Source organism: Shewanella sp. N2AIL (assembly GCF_022690845.1).
GTDB classification, from domain to species: domain Bacteria; phylum Pseudomonadota; class Gammaproteobacteria; order Enterobacterales; family Shewanellaceae; genus Shewanella; species Shewanella baltica.
This window is the reverse complement of the sequence record NZ_JALBYT010000047.1, coordinates 1-26,621: the sequence shown is the minus strand read 5'-3', so window position 1 is coordinate 26,621 and position 26,621 is coordinate 1. Positions and strand designations below refer to the sequence as shown.

General features: G+C 47.4%; 20 protein-coding genes and 1 pseudogene. 1 reads left to right on the top strand and 20 read right to left on the bottom strand.

Going from position 1 to position 26,621, the window contains the following annotated elements; translation table 11 throughout:
• Nucleotides 1–237: 237 nt before the first annotated feature.
• Nucleotides 238–1,569, bottom strand: coding sequence for an APC family permease (locus MO387_RS19730; RefSeq protein WP_242326474.1), 1,332 nt, complete (start codon nt 1,567–1,569; stop codon nt 238–240).
• 538 nt (nt 1,570–2,107) lie between these two features.
• Between MO387_RS19730 and MO387_RS19725 the strand changes: the two genes are divergently transcribed.
• Nucleotides 2,108–2,509 (top strand): hypothetical protein, encoded by a 402-nt coding sequence (locus tag MO387_RS19725; RefSeq protein WP_006083244.1) that lies wholly within the window; start codon nt 2,108–2,110, stop codon nt 2,507–2,509.
• Between the two features lie 85 nt (nt 2,510–2,594).
• Here MO387_RS19725 and MO387_RS19720 read toward each other — a convergent pair whose 3' ends face one another.
• The 19 genes and pseudogenes from MO387_RS19720 to MO387_RS19630 form a co-directional block, all read right to left on the bottom strand.
• Nucleotides 2,595–3,746: an ABC transporter permease gene (locus MO387_RS19720; protein ID WP_107946455.1), complete on the bottom strand. Its 1,152-nt coding sequence runs from the start codon at nt 3,744–3,746 to the stop codon at nt 2,595–2,597.
• 1 nt (nt 3,747) lies between these two features.
• Nucleotides 3,748–4,965 (bottom strand): ABC transporter permease, encoded by a 1,218-nt coding sequence (locus MO387_RS19715; protein ID WP_199908809.1) that lies wholly within the window; start codon nt 4,963–4,965, stop codon nt 3,748–3,750.
• A gap of 80 nt (nt 4,966–5,045) precedes the next feature.
• Nucleotides 5,046–6,020 carry an efflux RND transporter periplasmic adaptor subunit gene (locus MO387_RS19710; RefSeq protein WP_107946453.1) on the bottom strand — a complete coding sequence of 325 codons (975 nt, stop codon included), beginning with the start codon at nt 6,018–6,020 and terminating at the stop codon, nt 5,046–5,048.
• A complete protein-coding gene (locus MO387_RS19705; protein ID WP_107946452.1) occupies nt 6,010–7,431 on the bottom strand; it encodes a TolC family protein in 1,422 nt (473 codons plus the stop codon). The genes MO387_RS19710 and MO387_RS19705 overlap by 11 nt, the downstream gene beginning before the upstream one ends.
• Nucleotides 7,432–7,701: 270 nt before the next feature.
• A complete protein-coding gene (gene tldD, locus MO387_RS19700; RefSeq protein ID WP_006083249.1) occupies nt 7,702–9,150 on the bottom strand; it encodes a metalloprotease TldD in 1,449 nt (482 codons plus the stop codon).
• A 113-nt stretch (nt 9,151–9,263) separates the two neighbouring features.
• Nucleotides 9,264–10,094 (bottom strand): carbon-nitrogen hydrolase family protein, encoded by an 831-nt coding sequence (locus tag MO387_RS19695; protein ID WP_226059503.1) that lies wholly within the window; start codon nt 10,092–10,094, stop codon nt 9,264–9,266.
• Nucleotides 10,018–14,364 (bottom strand): YhdP family protein, encoded by a 4,347-nt coding sequence (locus tag MO387_RS19690; protein WP_226059502.1) that lies wholly within the window; start codon nt 14,362–14,364, stop codon nt 10,018–10,020. Before MO387_RS19690 ends, MO387_RS19695 begins: the two co-directional genes overlap by 77 nt.
• The gene (gene rng, locus MO387_RS19685; RefSeq protein WP_198555671.1) at nt 14,364–15,830 is read right to left on the bottom strand and encodes a ribonuclease G; all 1,467 of its coding nucleotides are present in this window, start codon (nt 15,828–15,830) and stop codon (nt 14,364–14,366) included. Before rng ends, MO387_RS19690 begins: the two co-directional genes overlap by 1 nt.
• Nucleotides 15,831–16,059: 229 nt before the next feature.
• Nucleotides 16,060–16,662, bottom strand: coding sequence for a Maf family protein (locus tag MO387_RS19680; RefSeq protein WP_242326473.1), 603 nt, complete (start codon nt 16,660–16,662; stop codon nt 16,060–16,062).
• Between the two features lie 2 nt (nt 16,663–16,664).
• Nucleotides 16,665–17,153 (bottom strand): rod shape-determining protein MreD, encoded by a 489-nt coding sequence (gene mreD / locus MO387_RS19675; protein WP_226059500.1) that lies wholly within the window; start codon nt 17,151–17,153, stop codon nt 16,665–16,667.
• Nucleotides 17,150–18,160 carry a rod shape-determining protein MreC gene (mreC, locus tag MO387_RS19670; RefSeq protein WP_242326472.1) on the bottom strand — a complete coding sequence of 337 codons (1,011 nt, stop codon included), beginning with the start codon at nt 18,158–18,160 and terminating at the stop codon, nt 17,150–17,152. The genes mreD and mreC overlap by 4 nt, the downstream gene beginning before the upstream one ends.
• A gap of 44 nt (nt 18,161–18,204) precedes the next feature.
• The gene (locus MO387_RS19665) at nt 18,205–19,254 is read right to left on the bottom strand and encodes a rod shape-determining protein (RefSeq protein ID WP_006083256.1); all 1,050 of its coding nucleotides are present in this window, start codon (nt 19,252–19,254) and stop codon (nt 18,205–18,207) included.
• Between the two features lie 340 nt (nt 19,255–19,594).
• Nucleotides 19,595–22,450, bottom strand: coding sequence for a DUF6701 domain-containing protein (locus MO387_RS19660; protein WP_242326471.1), 2,856 nt, complete (start codon nt 22,448–22,450; stop codon nt 19,595–19,597).
• Between the two features lie 910 nt (nt 22,451–23,360).
• Entirely contained in the window at nt 23,361–23,855 is a 495-nt protein-coding gene (locus MO387_RS19655) for an MSHA biogenesis protein MshP (RefSeq protein ID WP_242326470.1), read from the bottom strand.
• Complete coding sequence (locus MO387_RS19650; RefSeq protein WP_242326469.1) at nt 23,845–24,708, bottom strand: type II secretion system protein; 864 nt, start codon at nt 24,706–24,708, stop codon at nt 23,845–23,847. Before MO387_RS19650 ends, MO387_RS19655 begins: the two co-directional genes overlap by 11 nt.
• On the bottom strand, nt 24,708–25,262 hold the full coding sequence (locus MO387_RS19645; RefSeq protein ID WP_242326468.1) for a type II secretion system protein: 555 nt from the start codon (nt 25,260–25,262) through the stop codon (nt 24,708–24,710). Before MO387_RS19645 ends, MO387_RS19650 begins: the two co-directional genes overlap by 1 nt.
• Complete coding sequence (locus tag MO387_RS19640) at nt 25,252–25,725, bottom strand: type II secretion system protein (RefSeq protein WP_242326467.1); 474 nt, start codon at nt 25,723–25,725, stop codon at nt 25,252–25,254. The genes MO387_RS19645 and MO387_RS19640 overlap by 11 nt, the downstream gene beginning before the upstream one ends.
• A gap of 186 nt (nt 25,726–25,911) precedes the next feature.
• Nucleotides 25,912–26,445 (bottom strand): prepilin-type N-terminal cleavage/methylation domain-containing protein, encoded by a 534-nt coding sequence (locus MO387_RS19635; protein WP_242326466.1) that lies wholly within the window; start codon nt 26,443–26,445, stop codon nt 25,912–25,914.
• Between the two features lie 81 nt (nt 26,446–26,526).
• Nucleotides 26,527–26,621 (bottom strand): annotated as a pseudogene (locus MO387_RS19630) (IS5/IS1182 family transposase); the annotation flags it as partial.

Genomic DNA, 26,621 nt, shown 5'->3' with positions numbered 1-26,621 from the left:
GGCGGGTAATATGAGTGCGGGCGAGTGCTTCTGAGAGTTGCATAAAAAAATCCGATGACATGAGGTCATCGGATTTTGATCTTTTCAGCGAGATCGTCAAGCGATCTGTCTTAACTGATCGGCATTACGCGAATGCGGGTCTTTTCAATTGGGCGTTTGATTAGAAGGCTATGCTGCCTCAATCAAACCCTTGTCAATTGTTAGCAATAGCTGCGACTCTACAATCCTATGCTGCAACTAATTTTGTAACTCTACAGTTCGGCGTAAACGTATGCTACGCAGGGCCAAATATAAAGCTCCCACTGTAGCCCAAATCAATCCCAATTCTAAAGACTGTGGCTCTAAGTTCGCCCAAAGTACCCCAATAGTGCCAGCGCCACACAGGGGCAATACTAAGTATTGCAGATGATCCTTAAAGGATTGATTACGTCGCTCCCTCACATAAAACTGCACAATGACGGCTAAGTTCACGAAGGTGAACGCCACTAAGGCGCCAAAGTTAACTAAGGCTAAGGCCATTTCCAAATCAAATGATACCGCAGACAGCGCTAGTGCCCCCACCAACAAAACATTAAATGCAGGGGTGCGCCACTTAGGGTGGATATAAGCAAACCCTTTACGTGGCAGCATGTTGTCCCGTCCCATCACATACAAAATCCGTGCAACCCCAGCATGGGCAGCCATACCGGATGCCAACACGGCTACTGTAGTCGCCACTAATACGATGGACTGAAATAGGTTTCCTCCAACGTAGAGTGCGATTTCGGGCAATACTGCATCAAGCTGTTGAAAGCGGGAAATATCGGGGAAATAAAGCTGAAGGAAATAAGACACGCCGACAAAAATCACCCCACCAATCAAGGCAGTCAACACGATAGCACGAGGAATAACACGCTGCGCATCCTTCGTTTCTTCAGTCAGCGAGCTCAAACCGTCGAAGCCGAGGAAGGAAAAACACAAAATAGTGGCGCCAGTAAATAACGGCACTATCGCCATATTATCGGTATAAAAAGGCCGTACGCTCGCAATCGCACCTTCGCCTTCACCAAGGGAAATGCTATAGGCCATTAATGCTATAAACACGAGGATAATGGCGATCTGCACAAACACTATCACCCCATTAAAGTTAGCCACCAAATCAATCCCTTTAAGATTGAGCAGGGTCATTATGGTCACGAGTGCAAAAATGAAGATCCAAGGTTCAACAGTGGGGAACATGGCAGTTAAATAGATTTTTGCCAGCAACATGTTGATCATTGGCATAAACATATAATCAAGTAGCGACGACCAGCCCACCATAAAACCGACATTCGGACTAAAGGTTTTTTGGGCGTAGGTGTAGGCTGATCCTGCGTAGGGATATTTACGCACTAAGTGGCCGTAACTGAATGCGGTAAACAAAATTCCCGCCAGCGCGAATAGATAAGACGTAGCCACATGGCCAGAGGTAATCTCAGAAACAATACCAAAGGTGTCAAAAACAGCCATAGGTGTGAGATAGGCGAGCCCCATCACTACCACTTGCCATAAATTGAGGGTCTGCTTCAAACCCGGTTTGTGTTGACTCATGAGCACGCCCCCATTGCACAGGGGTGAACAGCTAACCATGCATCTGCAATTGGTTTTGGCATGTGACTCACCATCAGCACTTTAGGCTTAATGGCTAACTCAACAACTTGATTTACGGCAATGACCGAAAATTCGGCGCACAACAGCCCCATTGATTTGTCCTCATTAAAATAGGTTCAGCCGAACCTCATATCATTTCCGGATGTTTACCGGCCTCAATTGTTTTAAAACGCATACTCTCTAAATAAAAATAACCGAGATACTGAGTACCTCGGCCATTTTTTCGGCGCGCATTCTCCCCCAAAACCAATAAGAAGACAACCCAACAAGGGCACTTTGCTGGCTATCTGCGCGATGAGAGTTAACTTAACGACATAAGCAGGGATAAGCTCAAGACAGGATAATTTTTCATTTGTATTAAATTTGTTATTGGAAATGAAGCAGATATAGATATAATCGTTCGGCAAAACTAAACAGGGGCCGTTTAATTTGCGAAGCGACTGCTTCATTTGTTTTATCGCATCAAAAGGAAGATGAAATGCGTAAAATTACTTTAATCTCTCTGGCCATTGGTAGCTGTTTTCTCGCCGCCTGCGCCGCAAAACCACCTATTATCGCTCAAGAAAAAACTGTTGAAATCGATGGTATTAACTTAGTTTTTGGTGGCAGTTTTGATACAGAACGCAAAAACATTTCACTCTCAGTGAATGGCGACTCTGTTATGAAAGGCACTTTCCCTCCTTATACTCCGACTCAACATTTGAGCGGCAAATACAAGGATTTCAAGATTTCTAGCCAATGCTATTTCGGCTCAGTGCTCAGCAGTCAAGGCGGCGCATTTGGCGCGATTGCCGGCGTCATTCAAGCGACTAAATCGAGCTCAGGTGATAAGTGCGATATGCTCGTGGATGGTAAAATTGTAGAAAGTCTCTACTTCTAAAGATTAATTCCGGAAGTACCTAAATTGCCCCTGTAAAGTACGAGACCTGTAAACACTCGCGAGATGCTCTGTCCCGCGAGTCCCATCAAAGCTGATTAGCTTCAGCCAACAATCTCGCTCTGCGCTTAATACCCAAGATCGCTAAGCCAAAAAAGACGGCAAATAAGCCCCAGAGTTGTAGCCACTTGGGCATCACACTAGACCAACTTGCGCCCATTTGATTGAGCTCTAACATCCCCATAATTGCGGGTACGGCAGGGATAAACTGCGAACCTAAAACCAGTGGTTCAGGAATGAGCGCTATCGGCCAGACAAAACCAGACACGAATAGAATCGGCATTGAAATCAACAACAATACTTGGGTTGGTAAATCACGACGGGTAAACAAGGTGCTCATGGCGACCCCAGCAGCGGCGGTAGTCAATAAAAAAGGTAACAACCATAACGCGACAACACCCAGACTCGCCTGAATGCTGACGTGATACCAGTGATAACAATAGCCGACGTAAAAACTAGTAAAGAAGAGATAAATCAACATAAAGGCGAGTATTCGCCCACATAAGAGTTGTACGGGCGAGACCTGCTGCCAATAGCCTTTCTGGCGCCATTGCCCTGCCCCTAAAATTCCTGTGCCTATGAGCAAGGTTTGATGCAAGATCAGCAAAAACAGTCCGGGCACTACATAGGGCGTATAACCTAGGCTTGGGTTAAAGGCGGGCACGCTATTTAAGTGCATCGAGTTCAGGTTCTGCTCGGCCTGTTTAGGATTTGTGCCTTGGGCCAACATGCCAATCAATTGCACTTGCTTACCCGCGTCCATACCCGCGCTCACTAAGCCTTCGACAACCGCGGAGTAAATCAGGAAATAACTGGCATCGCCGCCATAACTTAACGTCACTCCCTTACCCAGCATTAAGTCGCGGCGGAAACCTTCTGGGATCACCAGTAAGCCGTGGGCCTTGCGCGTCTCAATAAAACGCTTCGCCTCGGTAATCGAACCGACTTGGCCTATGACTTGGATTTTTGCACTGGCGTCGGCGTGGCGGATCAACTGGCGGCTTAAGGACGAATGATCTAAGTCCACCACGATCAGCTGTTGCTCAGTAGGCACTTGGTTTAAATAGGGTAAAGGATACAAAATCGAATAAAACAGCACGCCACCAAACAAGGTCACTGCGATCGCTTTATCGCTAATAATGGCCTTAAGTTCAGTTAACATCAGTCGCCACATGTTCATCCTATTGCCCCTTCGCAGGTAAAGCTGCGTCCGAGTCATATGCAGTCACGATAGTATTGGCGGTGATCGTGATGGGCAGTAATTTACGCGATAACAAATAGATCAAAGGCAGCAAACAGATAAAGCCCCAATAACTGCTAAGTTGGCTCGCCACATTCGGCCAAGCGGCGCCGTAACTGACGACGCTCACATGGGACTCAATATAGTGACTCGACGGCATTATCTGTCGCCACCACTGCGCCAATTGCGGCATATCATGGGTGGGGAAAGTGATCCCCATAAAGGCAAAAGCGGGCGCAAATAAAGCTGTGCAAAAACTGATAACCCGCGCACTGTCACGCATTACCACAAAGATTAATAACACCACACTCCAGACCGCCAGCAACATCACTAATTGCGCTAACAGCAATAGGGCTAAACTGCCGGCCATCGGCAGCGCGAGATACAAGTACAGCCAAGCTAAAATAAAGCCGCCCTGCAGCATCAATATCGGCGTAAACAACACTAATTTCGCCAGCACCTTAGGCCAAAAATGCTCGGTTAAGGTATTCGATATGCCATTGACCTGAGTCGTGGGCGCTAAATGCAGCTCTCGATTTAAGCTGTTGGCCATGACCAACATAGATAATAACTGCCACAGCGCAACGAGCACTGGCGGCACTAAGAAGCCTATATAGTTGTTATTTCGGTTAAACAAAGCCGTTGTTTGGCTTTTGATTGGGCTTAAATTGACTGCCACTTGGGATTTAGGTGTACCGTTGGCGAGCTGTTTTAAGCCCGCTACTTGCAACAAGCCGTCACCCAGACTCAGCTGAATTTGGCTTGAGAGTAACTTACCCACCAGCAAAAATTGACTGTTGTAGCGCACATCTATGGTGGGCTTGTGGCCAGTGAGCAAATCTTTCTTCATATCATAGGGAAAGACCACGATAGCGTAGACTTTCGCCTGCTGCATCGCCGACACCGCCGCGGCTAAATCGGTGAAATTCTGTGGCTCTGTCACAGGATTTGCCTTCAGCTGACGGGTCAGCATACGGCTTAATTGACTGTGGTCTTGATCGACAATCGCCACCGGCAGTTGCCTTGGTAAGCCGGCACTGAACAGCCACCACAGGCAGAAAATCCCGATCAGCGGAATATAACTGATCAGCGCCAACTGCCAAGGATCGCGCCACAGGGCACTAAGCTCACGGCGAATTAACGCAATTAGCAAGGCCATAAAGCTTCTGCTCAATGGCTGTGAGTCACTCTTAGTCTTGTCGACCGTATTGGCGTTGGGCGTGCGTTCAGTCACGGCTTTTACTCACTGCGCAGCAGCACAGACATGCCGACACGCAGATCAGCAATCGGCTGGCTTGGACGCAATTCCATCTCGAAAGTGCGCATATCAAAATCGTGGCCGCTTTCGGTCGAGCGCCACGTGGCAAAGTCGCCCATGACGCTGATATGGGACACAGTAAATTCCACATCTTGCCCGAGCGCAGGAATATTCAGCTGAACTTTTTTGCCTTGCTTGAAGCGCTTAAGTTGATCTTCGCGCACTTGGAAAACGGCCCATGAATCCTGCATGTCAATCAGGCTCACAATCGGAAAACCGCTCGGCGCTAATTCACCTGCCTGCAATAGCACGTCGCTGATTTCACCCGACTTAGGCGCACGCATTTGGCTATCTTGCATAATGGCGTTAACTTCTTTTACCGCGCCTTCGGCCATACGGGCGTTCCCAGCGGCAGCGGCTTTGGTTTCAACCCGCGCGCCTTCCTGCGCCATTTGATACATGGCTAATGCCGCTTGTTCTGTGTATTTCGCCGCTTGCCATTGGGTAAAGGCTTCATCGCGTTTTTGTCTTGCGGCCACGCCTTCGTTGAAGAGGTTTTCGACGCGGGTATAAGTGGTTTTAGCCAGCGTTGCAGCTGCCTGTGCCTTGAGCCATTGCTCTTTGGCCGCCATCACTTCTTGGCTACGAGCGCCGTTGTTGGCTTCAAGCTGCATCGCTTTAGCGGCATCGCGGCCACCTTCGGCTTGCATCAACTTAGCATCCAACTCAGGGCTGTTGATGGCGAACAGCAAATCCCCTTCGGCCACACTGTCACCACGGCGCACCAGCACTTGCTCAACACGGCCTGGCACCTTAGAGGAGACATTGTATTCGCGGGCTTCAATCTGGCCCTGCAACAGACTCGGCTGCGGACTGTAAGCGAGCTTGAGGCCATAGGCCAAGATAAGGCCTAATGCGACCAACGCCACAAGGGCAAGTATTCTGTTAGCGCGCATTGTTTGTCTCCTGCACTTGGGTAAGGGCTATGGTACGACCGATAAATTCATCTAATTGACCACTGATGGCCATTAATCTGGCATAGGCTTGCACATAACGATAACGGGCGGCCAGTTGTTGAGTTTTGACTGCGCTGAGTTTCAGCTCGGCATCGACTCTGTCGATAGAAGTTGAAAGCCCTTGATTAAAGGCGATTTCCCGCAGGCGCAGGTTTTCGGTGGCGAGTTCAAGTGAGGTATCGAGCGCCTTCACTTCTTCTTCGGCCTGTAATAATTGGCGATAGCTTTGGTCCAGTAACAGACTCAAGTCTTGCCGCGTTTGCGCTTTGGTGTAACGGGCTTGCAAGAGTGCACTCTTGGCGGCCTCGACCTTACCACTGCGACCGTCGCGGCTGAGAATGGGCACTTTAACGCCGACGCCGACCATCCAATCGGGCTCTACCTGAGAAAACAGGCTGTCGTCTTCGTAAAGAGTGTAATTACCAAAGAGGAATACTGTGGGGTAATACTTGCCCTGTTCTAATGACACCAAGCCATTGGCCTGCGCTTCCTTGGCTTCGAGCAATTTGAGCGCTGGATGTTGGCTCAACGTCACTTGAGTGAGCTGACCTAAAGACGGCGCATGCGGCAAGACAAATAGAGGTGACTCAGTGCCAACATCGCTTTGCTGCAACATGCGAGACAGAGCAATAACTGCCATTTCATGTTGACGGCGAGCGCTGCCTAAATTGACTTTGGCATTGTCTAACGCGACCTGCGCATTGAGGCGTTCAACCTTAGCGATTTGGCCTTCTCGCTCTAACGCTAGCGCATGATCAACATGCTTAGTTAAAGAGCCGACAAGATCGGTTTGGGTGTTCACCAATGCCAGCGTGACATCAACGGCGTAATATCTGTCCACCAGCAGGGTAAATAAATCACGGGTGGCAAGCTGTAACTCTTGTTGCTTCTCAGCCACCATAGCCGCGTGTATACCTTGGGCTGCGGTGATCTGCCCGCCCGTATAAATCGGCCACATGGCTTGTAAGCTCGCACGGAAGATATCTTGCTCAGTAAAAGGCGTGACAAACATTGACCCCGGAATGCTCGCCAGAGCACCGCCAAGGGCGGGTGGTAACGTCGCGGGATCAAGGGAGGCTAAGGGATTGAGATCCCGAAGATCCAGTTCAATCGGTTTTTCGAGGTGGGTATAACTGCCATTAAGGCTCAAGGAGGGCAGATTTAAGCTCTCGCCCGCCTCTTCTTCACCTTTAGCGCGATTAACTTCCTGGGATTGCGCTTGCAACTTATCGCTCACCTTCAGCACTTGTTGCCAAGCGTCGGTGAAGCTCGTGGGCTGGGCATGGCCAGCCAAAGGCAATAAACAAGGCAAGGGCAGTAAACACAGCCAAGCCACACGTGATAGTTTCATTAACACCTCTAGAGTAGTTACTCTAATTTCCTTTGCGAATGATAACATCCATCATGGTGAGCGGCTAGAAGGACGATCACAGAGGATCGAACCTAGTACTCTTCGACCGAGCGACTAAGGCGATTTATCTCAGTTTTGCTCCTTGGCGCTCAACATGCTCATGCACTTGAAAATAAGCATGAGCTACATTTCAATATGAGCCTAAAGCCGAACAAAGCTTTGCCAGTTACCACGCTTATCGCCATCGCGCATCTACAAGCTCAACGAATACTAAGCCGTACCACCCACTGTTAAGCGATCTAACTTCAAGGTGGGTTGGCCTACGCCTACGGGGACACTTTGACCGTCTTTACCGCAAACGCCAACACCTTGATCTAAAGCCATATCGTTACCGACCATAGAAATCTGGCTCATAGCCTCAGGGCCGTTACCGATTAAAGTGGCGCCCTTAATGGCTTGTGTGACTTCACCATTTTCAATCAAATAGGCTTCGGATGCGGAGAACACAAACTTACCCGAAGTGATATCCACTTGGCCACCGCCAAAGTTCGGGGCGTAAATGCCCTTCTTCACTGACTTAATGATCTCGCTTGGATCCGACTCACCCGCCGTCATATAGGTGTTAGTCATACGTGGCATAGGTAAATGCGCGTAAGATTCGCGACGACCATTACCCGTTGGCGCAACGCCCATCAAACGAGCATTGAGTTTGTCTTGGATGTAACCCTTTAAAATACCGTCTTCAATCAATACGGTTCTTTGGGTCGGAACACCTTCATCGTCAATGCTGAGTGAACCGCGACGATTAGGCAAGGTGCCATCATCGACCACAGTCACTAACTTAGAGGCGACTAACTGACCCATCTTACCGCTGAAAGCACTGCTGCCCTTACGGTTAAAGTCGCCCTCTAAACCATGTCCAACTGCTTCATGGAGTAATACGCCCGGCCAGCCATTGCCTAACACCACTGGCATTTCGCCCGCTGGTGCATCGATAGCATTAAGATTGACCTGCGCTTGGCGCACGGCTTCTCGGGCAAAGGCGAAACACATAGGTAAACCCGTGTCATCGCTTGCCATTAATACGCCGTAGTCATGACGACCACCGCCACCGGCGCCGCCACGTTCACGTTTACCGTTTTCTTCTAAGATAACGCTGCAGTTAAAGCGCACTAAAGGACGAATATCGGCCGCTAAAGTGCCATCGCTGGCGGCGATAAGGATTTCTTCGTGCACGCCTGCAAGGCTAACAACCACTTGAATAATGCGACTATCTAAACTGCGAATAAAAGCATCGGCTTCTTTCAGCAGATTGATTTTTTTGACTTCTTCCATTGCCGCAATCGGATCTAAACTGTCGTATAACGCCAAGGCTTTTTGACGTTTAAAGGCTTGAACCTGAGTTTGCTCACCGGCACTGGCAATGCCACGGGCGGCCTGAGCGGCAGCGCTTAGAGCTGCTGGCGTAATATCATCGGCATAGGCGAAACCGGTTTTTTCACCGCTGATCGCACGCACGCCTACACCGCGTTCGATATGGAAACTACCGTCTTTAATGATGCCGTCTTCGAGCACCCAAGACTCGTGGCGACTACCTTGAAAATAGAGATCGGAATAATCGATTTTGTGCTGATGTATGGTGTTTAGATAGGTTTGCAGCCCCTCTAACGCTAACCCATTCTTCAATAAACTTTGCTCTACTTGTGCTAAAAATGGCATCTATGCTCTCTTTGACCCCAAGGGATCTTGATATTCTGAGTGTAAATTCGCGGTACTAATTCTGTACGTAAATCGCTGTCTAATTCGGTATTGCCGCTCGCCAGTGCGGGCGGTTATTTCAAGCTTGGCTCAAGGAAACGATTATGCTGCATCACGGGCATTTTACGGCGAATACTGTGCAGTTCGGTTAAATCGACCTCAGCCTGCACCCAACCCGTACCCATTTTACGTTCGGCCAAAATGTTGCCCCAAGGACCGACTATCATGCTCTGCCCCCAGGTTTCACGACTGCCTTCGTTATGCTGTCCCCACTGAGCTGCAGCAAGAATAACGCATTGGGTTTCAATGGCTCTTGCCTGTAGCAATACTTGCCAATGGGCTTCACCGGTAACTTTAGTGAAGGCCGACGGCAAGGTAATGATCTCAGCACCCGCAAGACGCATCGCCCTAAATAAGTCGGGAAAGCGTAAATCATAACAGATGGCTAGGCCAATTTTGCCAAAAGGTGTATCGATAACGCTAATGTGATCACCGGGGCAGAAGGTTTCGCTCTCACGATATTGTTTTGTACCATCGGCAACATCCACATCAAAGAGATGCAGCTTATCGTAATACCCTAAAGTATCACCTTTATCATCAAACAGATAACTGCGGCTATACACGCGGCCATCCTCAGCCAACGCCGGAATAGTGCCAGCCACCATAAAGACCTGATATTTGGCTGCCAATGCACTTAACGCCGACTTGAGCGGACTCTGATGAGCATCACCCGCATAGGCGAGTTGCTGACTTTCGTGGCCACCAAACAGTAAACTGCATTCGGGCAACACGACTAAATGGGGCGCATCGGCATCCCGTTTGAGTTCGTTAAGCTGCGATTCGATAAACAGCAGATTGGCGCTGACGTCGCGACTGCTCTGACATTGCAACAGGCTGATGTGCATTCTGATCTCCCTGAATTTGCTTAATCGGTTCTACTGCTGGCTGATTCTCTGGTGTGGCAGGCATGTTCGGCGCTTCAGGCGAAGGCGTTGCTTGAGGTTGCACTAACTTTAAATCGGGCGCTTTAATTTGATCTGTGGCTGGCTTTGGCTCTTCTGACTTTGATTCTTCAGTTCTGGCCTCTTGAGGCTTAACTGCTTGTGGCTCAAGCGCTTCTGATTGTGCTTCTTGAAGCTGTGGCTCAGATTTAGCGTCGCTTGGTTTGACTTCAGTTGACTGAGCTTCAGTTAACTTAGTTTCAGTTGGCTTAGCTGCTGTTGATTGAGCTTCGGTCGATTTCGCTTCTACCGGCTGAGTGATATCGGTATTATGACTTGCGGCTTCGGTTGGCGCCGCTGGGCGCTCAACTCCGACAACAGGTAGAATAGCCTCAGGAATTTCAATCTCTTTACTCTTACGTTCCAGCTCTTCAACCACAGGTTCAGCCATAGTGCCGGTCACCCGAAAACGAATTTCTGAAATTACTTCAATCACAGGCTCAAGCACTTTTGTCAGGGCAAATGCGCCCAGACCGAGCGTCCAGGCACTGGTACTGAGCAATACCACTGTCGGTACGCTCGAGGCCAATTGTGGCACAAAGCGGATATCGTAATTCAAACTTTCAGTGGTGAGATCCGTATAGCCACGGACCTTCATATTGCCCGCAATCGCATCCATTTCGGTATCAGTGGTTTTCACCACGCCATTATCAATTTGCAGATTGCCATTGAAGGAGTTGAAATACATCCCCTGACCGAAGACATCGGTGAAATCCAGCGACAGTTTACGCACCAGAGAATCTAAGCTGAACAGGGAGAAAATGCGTGCGCCCTTATCACTCACCTGAGATAAATGCCCTTTGCCTAAGTCGAACTTCACCTTGCCATTTAAGGTTTCAAGGGAGAAAGCATAAGGCGCACCTTGCCAAGATAAATCCGCGTTAACCTTTAATGGCGCTTCATTGACGCCGGGATCTATGCCCAACTGAGCCGAGAGATAATTAAACTGAGTGGCGTTCAATTCAACACTCAAATCAGTTTTATTCTGCCCTGCCTGTTGCTGCCAAATGCCACTGCCCTGCAAATTGACATTGGGCGTAGTCAACGACAACGTTTGGATTTTATAGCCTGCCGCTTGGGGGCTCGCCTGCAAGACTAGCTTGCCAAAAGGCTTATCGAAGAAACGAAAATCCTCCACATTCACGGCCACGGGTGGCAGGTTAGTGAGCACTTGATCACTGGCAAAATCGGCATCGGTATCCGACTTAACCTCGGGTGAAAAATAGAATTTGCTCGCCACAACTTTGAGGCCTTGGGTTCGCCAGTTGGGATAGAAATCGACCCAGCCGTCAAATTCGTTGGCAACGGTATTAAAACGCCAGCCCGTTTCATTGGGTTTCGCATTGAGCCTAAGCTCGGTCAGCTGTTGTCCTAAAAGGTCGAGGCGGCCAATATGGGAATCGATACTCGCCACCGCAGGGAATAAACTGTCATGGGCGATATCGTCGACGAGGATGCCGGTTTTAGGTAATTTCTCTTGGCCAACAAAGGCATTAATCACAGGTAACCAGTCGGCTAGTTTCGCCTTACCAAGGTCAATTTGAATATGACCTTTCTCAGTATTTCGGGCTTCATCCTCATCGAATAAACGCCCCAATAACAAATCAAAATAACTGAAATTAGCACCTTTTTCAGCATCAAACCCACCGATAAACTCGGCATGACTCGCCAGTTTGACATCTAAGGTCGCATCATTTTGATCGCCAATAAACTCAGCGACTAAAGGCCGCGGCTCATCTTCGGGTTTGGCAAAATATCCCGGGAATGACAGTTGAGTGCCAACCATATCCGAAGTTACTTTGGCTTGAATTTGATAACCTTTTTCAGTAAACAGCATAGTCATAGCGCCGTCCCAACTGATTTTACCCTGATAGAAATCACTCAAAGGATTATGCAATGCTTCGGGGAGACGATTCAGATCCCAACGACTTTTGAGTGAAAGATTAAGGCTAAAATCTTTGCCTTTAGGCTGAGTATCAAAGGTTAAGTTGAGCGGCTGTTCGAACAAACGCGCTTTAATCCCTTTACCTGTCACCACCTCATTTGCAAAGTCGACGATACCCGTTACGCCATTGAGCTGCAATCCGGGCTGGGCAATATACACGGGCGTGTTATCAAAACTAATTTGACCACGAATATCTTCTGCGCCTCCGTCATACAGCGGAATACTGATATCCAAATTACCAGTCACAGCGCCTTGTACTTGCACGACATCTAAGGTTTTACCCACTGAACCCGCCAAAGGTGAGGCTTGCAACACCTTAGTCGCCGCGCTGCCTTGGGTGGCAAGTTCGGCTTCAATCCTCAGCAGAGTGTGTTCGCCAATCGCGGGAATAAATACATGGGCCCCCGTGGCATCCACGTTCATTAGCTTGCCTTGGTTGAGCCAAAGATCCATACGAGCATTTTCAAACAAAGCATTAAGGGATAAGTCTGTGACCGCAGGCCAATCGGGTTGAAACTGGAATTGGGCATCCGTTAAAGTAAATGCCGCTTGAAACACGCCGCTATTGTCATCGAAGGGGAAACCGTTTAACGGACCACGCCAAACGACCTGTGCATCTTGAGTCTGACCCGCTTTAAGTCCTGTATCCAAATATTCAGCCAGCGATTCGCCCATCGCCTTATTGGGGAAATACTTGTCGGCATTGGCGACATTATTGATATGAACATTAGCGGCCAGCGCCATATGCGCCGCAGCACTGAAATCCAATTTAAGCGCAGCATCTAAGCCTATGTCATCGTTCTCAAGCTGCAACTGCGGCACGTTTAAACTCAACTCTGCAGTATTGAACTGACCATCAATTGCCGCACCGTTAAAGACGAGTGGCGCCGAAAATTCATCCCCAAAATCCACGCTATAAACTTGTGCAGGCAAAGAGAAATACAGCGTCTTGTCTTGCCAATGTAAGTTCAGATCTAAAGGATGAGTATTGGGGATACCGTCGACCTTCTGCCAATGTAACTGTTTCACCTCAGAAGTAGCGAGCAAAGGCTGATCGGCCTTTTGATACAGTCGAATGGGCCCAATACTGGCTTCAGGCGATAAAGCATGCCATTGATGTAATATGGCTTTATCGACTCCGGGGAATAGCGGTAACAGGGGTAATAGGTTTTGAGTGTTAACTTGATTCACATAGGCAAAGAATTCGTCATGTTGACGCTTAGCCGCCAGCATTAACTGCGGCCAATGCTCACCGTTAGTGACAAATTCAAGCCCTGAGCTCTGTACTTTCCAGCCTGAATCCTTTGGCTGCCAAACGATATCACCCGCTTGGATTTCAAATCGTTGTGGCACTTCCTTTAAGGTCCATTGCAACCAGCTCGGCTCAAAATGAACCATGGCAGAACTGATGCTGCGATCGGCAAACGTAAACCAAGCCTTAAGATTAACGACCCCTTCTAAGGGTAATTTTTTGCTCGCATCATAGGGATTAGGCTGACGCGATGCCCACTCACCTAAGTCTAATGAGTTCGCCGCCAGATAAATCTGCCCCGTTAAGCTGTCGGGATTCGCGCCATCGCCATTGAGATCTAACTGTAATCCCAGAGATTCATGCTCAGAGGCATTATCATCAAGATACAGTTCCCCTGCACCGCGGTGACGCTCGCCGTTATTGCGCCAATTTAGCTGGCGAATATGGATCGGGCGAAACTCTTGGCGCAAGCTGAGCAGCTGCACTGTGGCATGGGTTAACGAAAATCTGTCGAGTTGCTTGAGCAATAATGCATAGAGCCAATCAACTTGCGGCGCTTTATTGGTTGCGGCAGGATTATTTTCGGTCAGCTTGTCCATGTTTAACGCGATATGGACACCATCAAAATTGACATCTTCGATACGCGGCGTGAAGGTCAGCAGCGATTGCCAAAAATCTAACTTCACTTGCACATTCTTAATAATCAGGGTGACAGGTAGCTGCTCCTGCGGCGGGATCACTAAATTATCTATGTTAATTGCCGGACCAAACGCTTGCCAGTGAGCGGATAATTCCCCCACTTGCACATCAACTTTATATTCGTTTTTTACGTAATCAACCAGTTGCTGGCGCACCCCATCAACCTGCGGCAATAAGCCACGGATCAAACTCACTGCAAGCGCAAATAGCACTAAGATTAACGCGATAAATTGCCAACAAAAACGACTTAGTTTTTTTGCAGTAAAAGGTGCTGCCACTACATCATCACCACATCGTATTTGTTCTGTGAGTACATAGGCTCATTTTGCAAACGGATACGCTTACCGATATAAACCTCAAGCTCAGCAATCAGATGATTTTCATCGGTATGTAAGCTTTGATACACGGCAGGCGAACAGTACAACAGGAATTCATCGGCATCATAGGCGCGATTTAAGCGGATGATTTCGCGAAATACCTCATAAGAAACCGTCTCCACCGTCTTCATGCTGCCCGTGCCATGGCAGGCGGGGCATTCGCCGCAAACCACGTGCTCTAAGCTCTCACGAGTTCGTTTACGGGTCATTTCAACTAAACCTAAGCCAGAGAAACCGCTCACATTGGTTTTCACTCTGTCTTTAGACAAAGCACTGGTTAAGCTACTGAGCACCCGAGCCTTATGATCCGCCGTCATCATGTCGATAAAATCGATAATAATGATGCCGCCGAGATTGCGCAGACGTAACTGCCTCGCTATGGCTTGGGTCGCTTCGAGATTGGTATTAAAAATGGTTTCTTCAAGATTTCTGTGTCCGACAAAGGCGCCGGTATTGATATCCACAGTCGTCATGGCTTCGGTCTGATCGATAATCAAATAGCCGCCAGACTTGAGCTCAACCTTACGACCAAGCGCGCGTTGAATTTCGTTCTCCACATCGTAGAGATCGAAAATAGGCGCAGGCCCTGAATAATGCTCAATCTTCTCGGCAATCTCAGGCATAAACTCTTGGGCAAAGGACTGTAACTCGGCAAAAGTACGGCGAGAATCGACCTGAATACGGTCAAGTTCAGTACCGACAAAGTCACGCACAATCCGCACGGGTAAGGCTAAATCTTGATATAACAAAGACACGCCGCTGCGCTTACGTCGCTCACTGACCTTTGACCAAACACGCCTTAAAAACGCCGCATCTTGGGATAACTCATCCTCACCCACGCCTTCAGCGGCGGTGCGGATAATAAAACCACCGTCATCATCGACATAGGGCAAAGTGATTTGTTTAAGGCGACTGCGTTCTTCTTCAAGCTCGATACGCTGGGAAACGCCAACGTGGCTAGAGCCAGGCATAAAGACTAAATAACGGGAAGGCAAAGTGATATCGGTAGTCAGGCGTGCGCCCTTAGTGCCCAGCGGATCTTTAACCACTTGCACCATAATGTCTTGTCCTTGACGGACTAATTCGGCGATATCACGGACAACAAAATGACCTTTCTCAACATCGGCAACGCATTCAGTGTGCGGCACTATGTCGGAAGCATGTAGAAAAGCGGCTTTATCTAAGCCAATATCGACAAAGGCGGCTTGCATACCGGGCAACACACGGCTGATTTTACCTTTGTAAATATTGCCAACTAAACCCCGTTTCATGCGGCGTTCAATGTGTACTTCTTGCAGCACGCCATGCTCAACTAAGGCTACGCGCGCCTCAGAGGGGGTTACGTTGATCAGTAATTCTGAACCCATCTTGCGCTGTATTTTATTTGGATTTAAGCGACTGGTATTCACGACTCACCCCATTCGGGAAACTAGATTAATTAATCGAAGTTACAAACTAGAAGTTACCCACTATCTAAGCATGAAAACCGAATAAAGGAACAAGGCTAAGGGTAACTTCATGGAGATACTCGATTAAGAGCCTAAAACCTCCACAAGGTTCATTCTAACCTCAAGCCGCAATACCAGTAACAAGGCGTTAAATCAGCCCAACCTCGGCTAACAACTCACGTGTTTCAACCAAAGGTAAACCCACGACGCCAGAATAACTGCCTTCAATCGCAGCCACAAAGCAACCGCCAAGTCCTTGGATACCGTAACTACCGGCTTTATCCATTGGCTCTTGTGAAGCGACATAAGCGTCAATATCGGCGGCCGATAAAGCGCAAAAACGCACTTGTGTTTCGACTAAGCGCACTGAGGTTTTGAAGCTTAAATCTGCATCCGCTTGGTAAGTCAGCGCCACAGCGGTCATCACTGTATGCGTTCGGCCAGATAATTCACTGAGCGTACGCTTAGCATCGGCCACATCCAGCGGTTTGCCTAATATTTGGTTTTCAAGCACAACGATAGTATCAGAACCTAATACAGCAGGCTGTGACATATCTGCGCATAATGCCAGTCCAGCATGGGCTTTTTCGACGGCTAAACGGCGTACATAATCCCTTGGCGCTTCACCTTGCTGCACGGTTTCATCAATATCCGGCGCCACTTGCGTGAAACAAAACTCAGGACGACCGAGTCCAATGTGAGCCAATAATTCTTTGCGACGTGGCGAAGTTGAAGCTAAAACTAAATCCACAGTTAGCGAACCTTATAATGACGTCGAACCCGACGTAGAATCCAAAATATCCAAGGCCAGATCACGAGTCCCGAAATCGCAGGTAAGAATAGATCGGTATCGAACACCGCCTCTTGCATGACAAACTCGACCCAGTAAATCACTAAGTGATACATACAAATGAGCAACATGATCACCAACGACTGTTGCCATTTAGGGAAATTTCGCAATCGCTGGCAATGCAAGATGGCGACATAAATCACCAAAGACATAGCTAAAGAGCGCACGCCTAAAGTAGCGCCCAATAAAATATCTAACACTAGGCCTAACACCCAAGCGGTTAAGATGTTGTATCTATGGGGTAATGCGATTGACCAGTAGAGCACAATCATCAACAACCAGTCGGGACGCCAAGCATCAACCGCACTCGGTAAAGGCATGATCTGGCTGATCACGCCGATAAATAATGTCACCCAAACAATAAAGCGCCCATTGGCAGCTTGAAAGCTCATCGATGCACCTCAGTCGCTGAAGGAGTGGTTTCCGTTGCCGGTTTGGCCACAGTGGCTGCGGGTGTCGTCACAGGCTTAGTCGTCTCTGCAGATGTGCCTTCAGCAGGGCTTGCGCTGCCGATTTTTGATGCCTCTTCGCTAAGCGATTGATCCGCAGCAGGAGCTGTGGGCTGATTTGGCAAGGTCACACCTGAATCGGGAGACGGCCAAATCAACAACACATAACGAATACGATCTAACGCTGCGAGTGGTTGAGCAGTAACTCGAGCATAGCTTTGGCCGTCTTCAGTCAAGACTTCCAATACCCGTGCGACGGGATAACCTTCGGGGAAGCGATTGCCTAAGCCTGAAGTCACCAATAAATCGCCGACACGAATGTCGGTACTCTTGGCCACATGGCGCAGTTCTATCTCATCAAGCTCACCCGTACCATTGGCGACAAGGCGCACATCATTACGGGTAATACGCACAGGTAAACCGTGTGATACGTCGGAGAGCAATAGCACCCTGCTGGTCATTTCACTGACCTGCACCACTTGGCCGACAACACCTTGCGCATCCACCACTGGCTGACCTACAAATACACCGCTACGAGAACCGTGATTCAACACCACGTAGTGATGGAAAGGATCGCTGGCGACCTCTAGCACTTCGGCCACCATCTTGCGCGAATCCAGATAGGCGGGTGAGCCTAACAATGCCCGCAAACGCTCATTTTCTTGGCGTAAATGTTCGAAACGCTGTAAGCGTTCACTCATTAGCAGTTGTTGTCTGAGCAGTTCTTTATTCTGCAGTGCCAACATATTACGGGTGGCAAAACTTTCAGATGACCAGTCGAGCGCTGCGCCTGGCATACTGGCTAAATACTGTAATGGACTAAAGACAGAGGAGAGGTTTTGCCGAACAGGATCGAGGCGATGATTGGCCACGAGCAAAGCCACCGACAAAATAATTGCCAGTGTCAGACGGAATTGGTTTGAAATACCACGAACAAAAATTGGCTTCATAGGAAAGCTAAGGCGGTGATTAACCGCCCTATACCGAAGTTAAATTAGGTTTCTTCGGAGAACAGATCGCCGCCGTGCATATCAATCATTTCGAGGGCTTTACCACCGCCGCGTGCTACGCAGGTCAATGGATCGTCCGCCACCATTACTGGAATTCCGGTTTCTTGCATTAATAAACGGTCTAAATCACGCAATAACGCACCACCACCAGTTAACACCATACCGCGCTCAGAAATATCTGAAGCTAATTCTGGTGGAGATTGTTCTAACGCCACCATCACAGCACTTACGATGCCAGATAATGGCTCTTGTAAGGCTTCTAAAATTTCGTTGCTGTTCAGTGTAAAGCTACGAGGTACACCTTCCGCCAAGTTACGGCCGCGGACTTCGATCTCTAGCACTTCATCGCCAGGATAAGCAGTACCGATAGTGTGCTTGATACGCTCAGCCGTGGCTTCACCAATTAAGCTACCGTAGTTACGGCGAACATAGTTGATGATCGCATCATCAAACTTATCACCACCGATACGGACGGAAGACGAATACACTACGCCATTCAGCGAAATAATCGCGACTTCAGTGGTACCACCACCGATGTCCACTACCATAGAACCCGTCGCTTCAGATACAGGTAAACCCGCACCAATCGCAGCAGCCATAGGTTCTTCAATCAAATATACTTCGCGAGCACCAGCACCCATGGCTGATTCACGGATCGCACGGCGTTCAACTTGAGTAGCACCTACCGGCACACACACTAGAACCCGTGGACTTGGACGAAAAAAGCTATTGTTGTGCACTTGTTTGATAAAGTGCTGCAGCATTTTCTCAGTCACATAAAAGTCAGCGATTACACCGTCCTTCATTGGGCGGATAGCTTGGATATTGCCAGGCGTTCTGCCGAGCATTTGTTTAGCTTCTGTGCCGACCGCGGCAACAGATTTCTGACCGGAGCCACCACGCTCACCACGTATAGCAACAACAGAAGGCTCATTGAGCACTATGCCTTCGCCACGAACATAAATTAATGTGTTAGCTGTACCCAAATCGATCGATAGATCATTAGAAAAAATGCCGCGTAGCTTCTTAAACATGTAACTAGCCTGTATTCTGTGGAGTCAGAAGAAAAGAAAAATCAGCTAACTTTATCAATGCCACCCTGATTCCACAAGACCGAGGAGGTTAACAATCGCTAATGAAGTGATTTTTTTTCAAATCGTCCTCTAAAAAACAGTATTTAAGCGGAAAATACTGTTTATTGACGAAAATATCGACAACCGAAAACGAAGAAACATACAAACCAACAACAAATGTCAAACTCAGAAATTGCATTTAGAATCTGTCGCTAGGGTTTCAATCGACCTTCAATAAATGAAACTGACGCCCAATCAATACGAAAGACTCAGTTCAATCTAATGACTGAAATCACTTAGATTAGTTTACCTCACGCCAATAGATGATTCTGTCATGACCACGATAACGGCCAAAATACGCACTTGCCCGCGGATCAGTAAGATCTGTTGGTGATACACCATTCCAATTCCAGTACCATTCTAGCCATGTCGGCACATCAAAGGGCGCAGTCACTTGACCGCGGTATGGCGCACCAGTTGAGGTTACAGCTTGCCAGAGCAACTCAAATTGGCCAGCTTGGAATGTTGCAGTCCCGCCAGAACGTACAACACTTTGCCCCGCCACTAAGTCAGGATCAAAGTTGTAGCCAAGACCAGCATTATCAACCTGAGAAGCAAGGCCATAGGTGGTGAAAGTGCAGCTATCGTTGGTATTCAATACCCAACTGCTACCATTCCAATATTCGGCCCGAGTCGGCATACGCAGTATTTCTGTCTCAGGACCATAGGTGTTATCCATCACCACACGGCCGTGACGCAAGATTTGAGTGCTGATTTTCTTAGAACTACAGTTAGTGCAATTGCCCGTCGTTGTCGCATCCATATCTGGCGAAGCGACATAGGAATAAATGCTATTGGGATGAGGATCGTTATCCATCAATTGCACGCCAATATCAAATGATTCGAAAGGACCATCTTGATACAAATTCGTCGCCACATTTGGGGTCACCCGACTAAAGTTAGCTCGGTAAGAAGCATCGACCATCGCCACGCCTTGATCCCAACTATCAGCATTTATAAGTAAGGCACTTAAGCGACTCTGTAAATCGACACCATTATTGTTGTTTTCTCCCACTAATTTGGCAGTAGCCAGGGAGAATGGCGGGAAATAGTTTTTCGTTATATCCCCCGCGATATTTAAAGCACTGAGCTTCATCGACATAGGGAACAACTGATCCATATAGCTAAAGCCGCCACAGGCAGGTATGACAGATATGTCACTGACTAAAAATCTGTCAGGCACAAAACGGCCAATATTGGCTGAATAGCCAATTGGAATATTTAAACTGCTTGCCGTCCCTAAATAATTAGGGCTCGCCTGCGCCGCAATTTGGAATACCCCCACTTCGCTAATCGTCTGATTAGTTAAGGTATTGAGATTATTGGCCTGTGCCGAGTGGCTATAGGATGCCACGCCTAATGCGCCATCATGGCCACCACTGGAAATGCTTGGCGCAACGACTTTACTAGCAAGCCGCATGGCTTGATCGCTAAAGTTAGGCGTAGATAAGTTGCCCGAGCAAAAGTCCTTATCGCCATCTTTCTCCCAAGCCATTGCCTGAACCGTCATACCGAAATTCTGTCCCGCTTTACGGTAGGCATTACAGCTCATATCCGCACTTGGGCAACTGGCGCTGGCGTCGACAGGTTTGACACATAACCCAGCAGGTACGCTGACAAATTGGTCAGAGCCTATCATCACTAACCCCTGTTCATCGCCTGTCCCAGTATATTGTGCATCTAACTGTAACTTGCCTGCATCAGGGTAATTCACGGCAATGGTTGCTGTGCCACTAGCATCAAACACAATATTGACGGGTTTTGCTGCAGTACTAACTTTACCAATAGCCGTATTATTAATAGTGACGGCTTGCGGAGAAATAGGTGAGTTTGGCGTCACATAGGTGCTCCAAAAACTAACGCTTTTAGTCTGGCTTTTAAAATTGGCAACACACTGTTGAGTGGTATCCGATTTTTTAACCGCTTTTACTGAAACATTAACGGCTTTATTTGCCACCTTATCAGGCACGTCAAAAATAAAACCACTATCAGCAAAAATCAGAGAACAATTATTCTCGCTTAATGCACTATTGCCAATACGACAAAGCGTCTTACTTAAGGCTTTGGTCGTTGGGTTTGAGCCCTTGACTCCTAACGTCGTGACTCCAGGTGTATTTCGTCTCAGCTGCAATTGTGTCGTTCCATTACTGAAACTAACTGGGTTACCGCCAACCCATACGCCATCTGTCGTTGAGTCAGGCAGTAAAGTGGCCGTTATTGGATCGGTAAACAGTTGGCTACAGTTCGCATTAGCACAAGCTCGGATAGTGACCGTTTCAGGACTACAAGTCAGCCCTTGACCCGTATGATCAAACTCAAAATGATCGATTTGTGCGCCAATAGGGTTAGCTTTTAAAGCACAGACTTGAATATTATCGATTTCATGATTGTTATAGTAATCCCCCGTCGAGCCAGTTAATGACAATAAAAAATCACTCGGAATCGCCGCTTGGCCTCTTTCTGTGGCTACGTTGAAAGGAGAAATTAAGGACTGAAAACCGGAACCAGTATTCCGTTCGACTTTAACCACAGCCTGACCCGTAGTCCGTGAGTCAACGGTGATTTTGTATCTTGATGTCGCACTATTACTACTGCTATCAACGGTTGGCGATAAGCAATTACTATTAACATTTGTTTTGCCATCATTACAGGCACCGTGTAAGTAACGATATCCCGATGTTCCAACACCAGAACCCCGTACTGCAACGGATTGGCGCCGCTGCCCAATATTAGTCTCAGCGTCACCGCCTTCGCCGGAGAAGTTACCAAATTCATCAATCCCCAATCCAAGCCAACCACCCGCAAAGCCATTGATTCCAGCTTTAAAGCCATAACCTAAAGGACCACCAAATGCACCTGGCTGCGGTGTTATTGCGCCATCTGATAGTACAAGGGCAATACCATCTGCGCCATTTCCCCCATAGGCATAATGATCAAACTCGATCTCGATTAGATTATTGGCACCAGGAAAAAGACGTTGATAAGTCAACGCGGTAGATTGTTTTTGCCTCGCTTCAGTTAGGCGCAAACGCCCATTTCTCACCGAGGGAGTAAAAGTGCCGCTACTGGTAGAGGCAATCCAATCATCGCTTAACATACTTTTAAAACACTGGAGAACGGGTGCAGGGTCGCAATTTGGAACCACATCAATATTAGATGCTTTATCATCAAACCAAACACTACTATTGCCATCTAAGCTGATATTTTTTGCTGTGATAGCCCCATTAAAACTAGAACTTCTCTTAAGAATGACATTTTTCTCTGAAACCACATAAGACCTTAAAGATGCACCACCATTAAGTGTGAAATTTGAATAACTATAAATAAGAAAATTTTCAGCTTTATCAACAATATTTAAATTATGGTGTGTGTAATCATTTTTAATAAAAAATGACACTGTACCCGTAGAAGGAAAAACTAAAGTAACGCCATCATTTATCGCTAAGTTTTCAATCCAATACTGACCTGCTGACAGTACAATTCTCCCAGAGGTAGCCGTCAACGATTTCATTTTGTACACACCATTAGGGCTTACAAATCGAATTGTTTTATCGGAGTCATCCTCTAAAAGAACGTTCTTATACTCACCCTGAACTATATCAATCTGCGTATTATTATAAGTTGGAGGACCAATATCCACTGAGCTGGAAGACTTACACTGACCAAAATCCAAGCGTGTTGACGGTAGACTCGCAACATAATTTCTAGCCCGACAGAATCGAGCTGACCCATTAGAAGGCACGCATAAAAAATCAGCCCAGTAACCACCTTGGTTATAATTACGGGTGGGTAATGAACTGTATATAGAGAAAAAACCATCATAGGGAGCGTTGTACAAGTATGCGCTATTAAACGTTATAGTGCCGCTTACATCATAATTGTTAACCCCCGCAATAAAGGTATTACTCCAATCGGCTTTTAACGCAGATGAAAAAGAAGAAAAAACGAGGCATGTCACAATAATGAGTAATTTAAATAACTGACGCCTAATCATTACAGCCGAAAAATCAGTTTCCACGAGCTTCTACCTCAACTTGTCGGCTAACACGCGTATCACCGCTTTCACAAACTGCCGTGCTGTTAATTCTATACTGAGTCACTGCGCCCACCTTATATTCAGTACAAGTCAAAGAAACACTACAAGCATGAAAACCAGTCACATTAGGCATATTTTTCCAAGTTGAAGACACGCTAGAGCAGGCTGGCACATCCCCTACTGCCGCTGCGAGTGGAAATAACTGCGCCAACGCCGCATCCGCGCCACTGTTTGCCGCCGCTAATGCACGGGTTCCCCATACTTCTTGGGTGAGCCCAACATCACCGTCTTCAACAATATTGATCAGTGCCGATGCCAGCAGAAACATCACGGTAATCACAAACACGCCAATGATTAACGCACTTCCCCGCTGCCGCACAGGCAGAGCGTAAGATTTTGATCTTGATAGTGATGATCTGGATGCTGAGTTACGCCCTACCGAGCGACAATGTGAATTAAGGAACATTGATCACCTGCACTTGATGTCGATATTGGAACGTCTCACCATTGACATTAAATCTTGGCTGCAAGTGCACCATAGCATTATTGACTAAACTCGATGGCGTTAAGATCAACGGCAAGTCATTACTATTATCGAGACGATTCGCCACACTTTGCGCCATTAACACCCCTGTCCCCATATCGATAGGGCGAGGCTGGCTGTTATTAAACTGATACCCAGTATAGCGCTGCAATATGAGCTCATTACTCGCGGCGGCCTTTTCAAAACAATAGCTCACGGGGGCCGAAGCAAAATAAATCCGTTGTCGCGGTGACGCCTCGGCAAAGCGAGTTGACGCCATAAAGGTGAGAGTGACTTGATTAGCCAGATTAGGCGGCTCACCTGGGGGGGTAAAAGTTTTAATCTGTGCCCGCTTTTGTCTGGCACTGTTATAGACATCGCTATCGGTCAAAGGATAAATCCAAATATATTGGTTTTCCTTAATCTTATCGGTCGCATTGAGAATCACAGTTCCCGTTAAGGCAGTCGCATTCGGTGCTATCGGCATAGATAAATAAGTGGTGCTGGCTTCAATAGGCACAAATTCAACACATTGATAGGTCAGCGAATCGCTATTAAGACGTACACTATTAGGCAAAGCACTACGCAGCTCACGGGTCATTCGCTCAACGGCAAAACGGCTCTGACTGAGCACCTGATCGACTGAACTCGACTCCACAAAAATCCGCGTACCAAAAATAATAAAGCTACTCACCCCGACCACAAGAATCCCCAGAATCAAGATCACTGTGACCATCTCGACTAAGGTAAACCCCCGTGTGGATGCTTGCATACGCTGTGCAGTTAAAGAGCCCATTAGTAATTGCTCCTCACCAGATTGTAAGTGATCACTTCATTGTCCGGCGTAGTCACATTAATGGTGACTAGCTTAGTATTGGGCGCAGGCCCATAGGCGACAGTGACACTTAAACGATAGTTAGGATAAGCAGAGGCATAGGTTTGGCTCGAATTGAGCATAGTCGCGGTTTCATTTAAGCCGTTGTAATCGTCCACATCATCATAATCGTTGCGATTTTCCCCCTCATTGGGCCATTGCCACTCTAATGGTCCGAGATTAATCACATTTGAGCAAGGCAGGCCTAATGGACTGCCGCAGGCGGGCACACCGCCATTGGCATTGGTATTTTCATCGTAACGCTTACCCCAGATTTCATTCATCACAGAATGGGCCAGCTCAGCACTTTGCACCCTATGTAAGGTCTTCGCCGCGCGATCCGCTTGGGGAAATAACATGCTGCTGAGCATCACTATGGCAATGGCGATCACTAACATGCCGACCACTAACTCAATCAGGGTAAATCCCCGAGGGTGAACCGGGCTTAATCGAATACCTCTAGCGCTAATTGGCATAGATATAACCCTCGCTAGAGATATTGATGATCACAGTCTCATTGGCGGTGACTTTGATACAGTTGCCATTGCAACCTAACGAGGGCCGGCCATTTGTATCAAAATCAATATTAAAGCCACTGGCACCATTACTCACTAACGCAAGGCTCGCTCCACCTTCGAATGCTTGGGCATAGAGTGGATTGGGTGAAATCGCCGCCCCAGTGCAACCGCTGTTATCACGGCTGGCAAATTGAATCGCCTGATAACCTGAACTCGATACGGCTAGGCGATAACATCTATCGGTATTATTGAGGGCCTTTTGCTGCACTTGGCGCAGTTCAGCGATAAATTCATTACGCAGGCTATAGGCGCTATAGGATGATTGAGTAAACAGACGCGGCAAGACAGTCACAGCCAAAATCGAAATCAAGATAATGGTCGTCACTAATTCTACTAAGGTAAATCCTGCCTGTTTTGACATAGATAATTTAAGCGTTACTCTCGTTAAATGCTGATTTTAATTACTAGGTTCAGTTTCTGCCAACTATATGATTAACGCAAATAAATGTCGTAAATTCTTGCCAGATTCATTTATTTCGACGCATACAAGAACCGCATTTCACCTAAAAAAAAGGCCTGCTAGGCAGGCCTTTTTTAAATTGAATATTTAGCAACCTGTAGCAGTTATATAGTATTTTGGCAGTTCCGCTGGAGTTGTGATTGTGCCGTCAGTACCAACAACAGCCGCTTTTGCTTCAGTGTAAGTAAAAAAACAATTATCTGGGGCGCCATGTGCATAAATTTTTGCTGTTCCAGCTGAACTGGATGTTGAAGCAGTAGCATCAATAATCCAATCAGCCTCAGCCGATTGAGCAGCTGTTCCAGTAGCCTTTGTATCAAACTTGATGTCCATACCCGCTTCTAATACAGCTTTCTGCGCTCGCAGATAACCATTGATAACAGAAACACTACCAGAGTCTAACGTTACAGTTTGGGCGCCAGTTTCTTTACCTGCTAAAGCCGCTTTTGAATAAATTAAACTATTCGCCCCTTGAACAGCGCCTTTAAGTCCCTGCAAAGTTGAAGCACGAGCATCACCTTGTAAATTAATAAACTTAGGTGCTGCTGTAACAGCAAGGATACCTAAGATAATGATCACTACAACTAATTCAATTAAGGTAAAGCCTTGTTGTCTTTTCATGTAAAACTACCTTTTAACGTGAGTATTAATTAAGTTAAGCCACTTTTATACTAGGGCCTGTTGATCTTTGCTGTTCATAATTTAGCCAACCCACATTGGCAGCCATATAAGGCAGCAAGCCAAGGCCAGTGTACTTGCATAATTCCGGGCTAATTTATCATACCTTGTTGCTACTG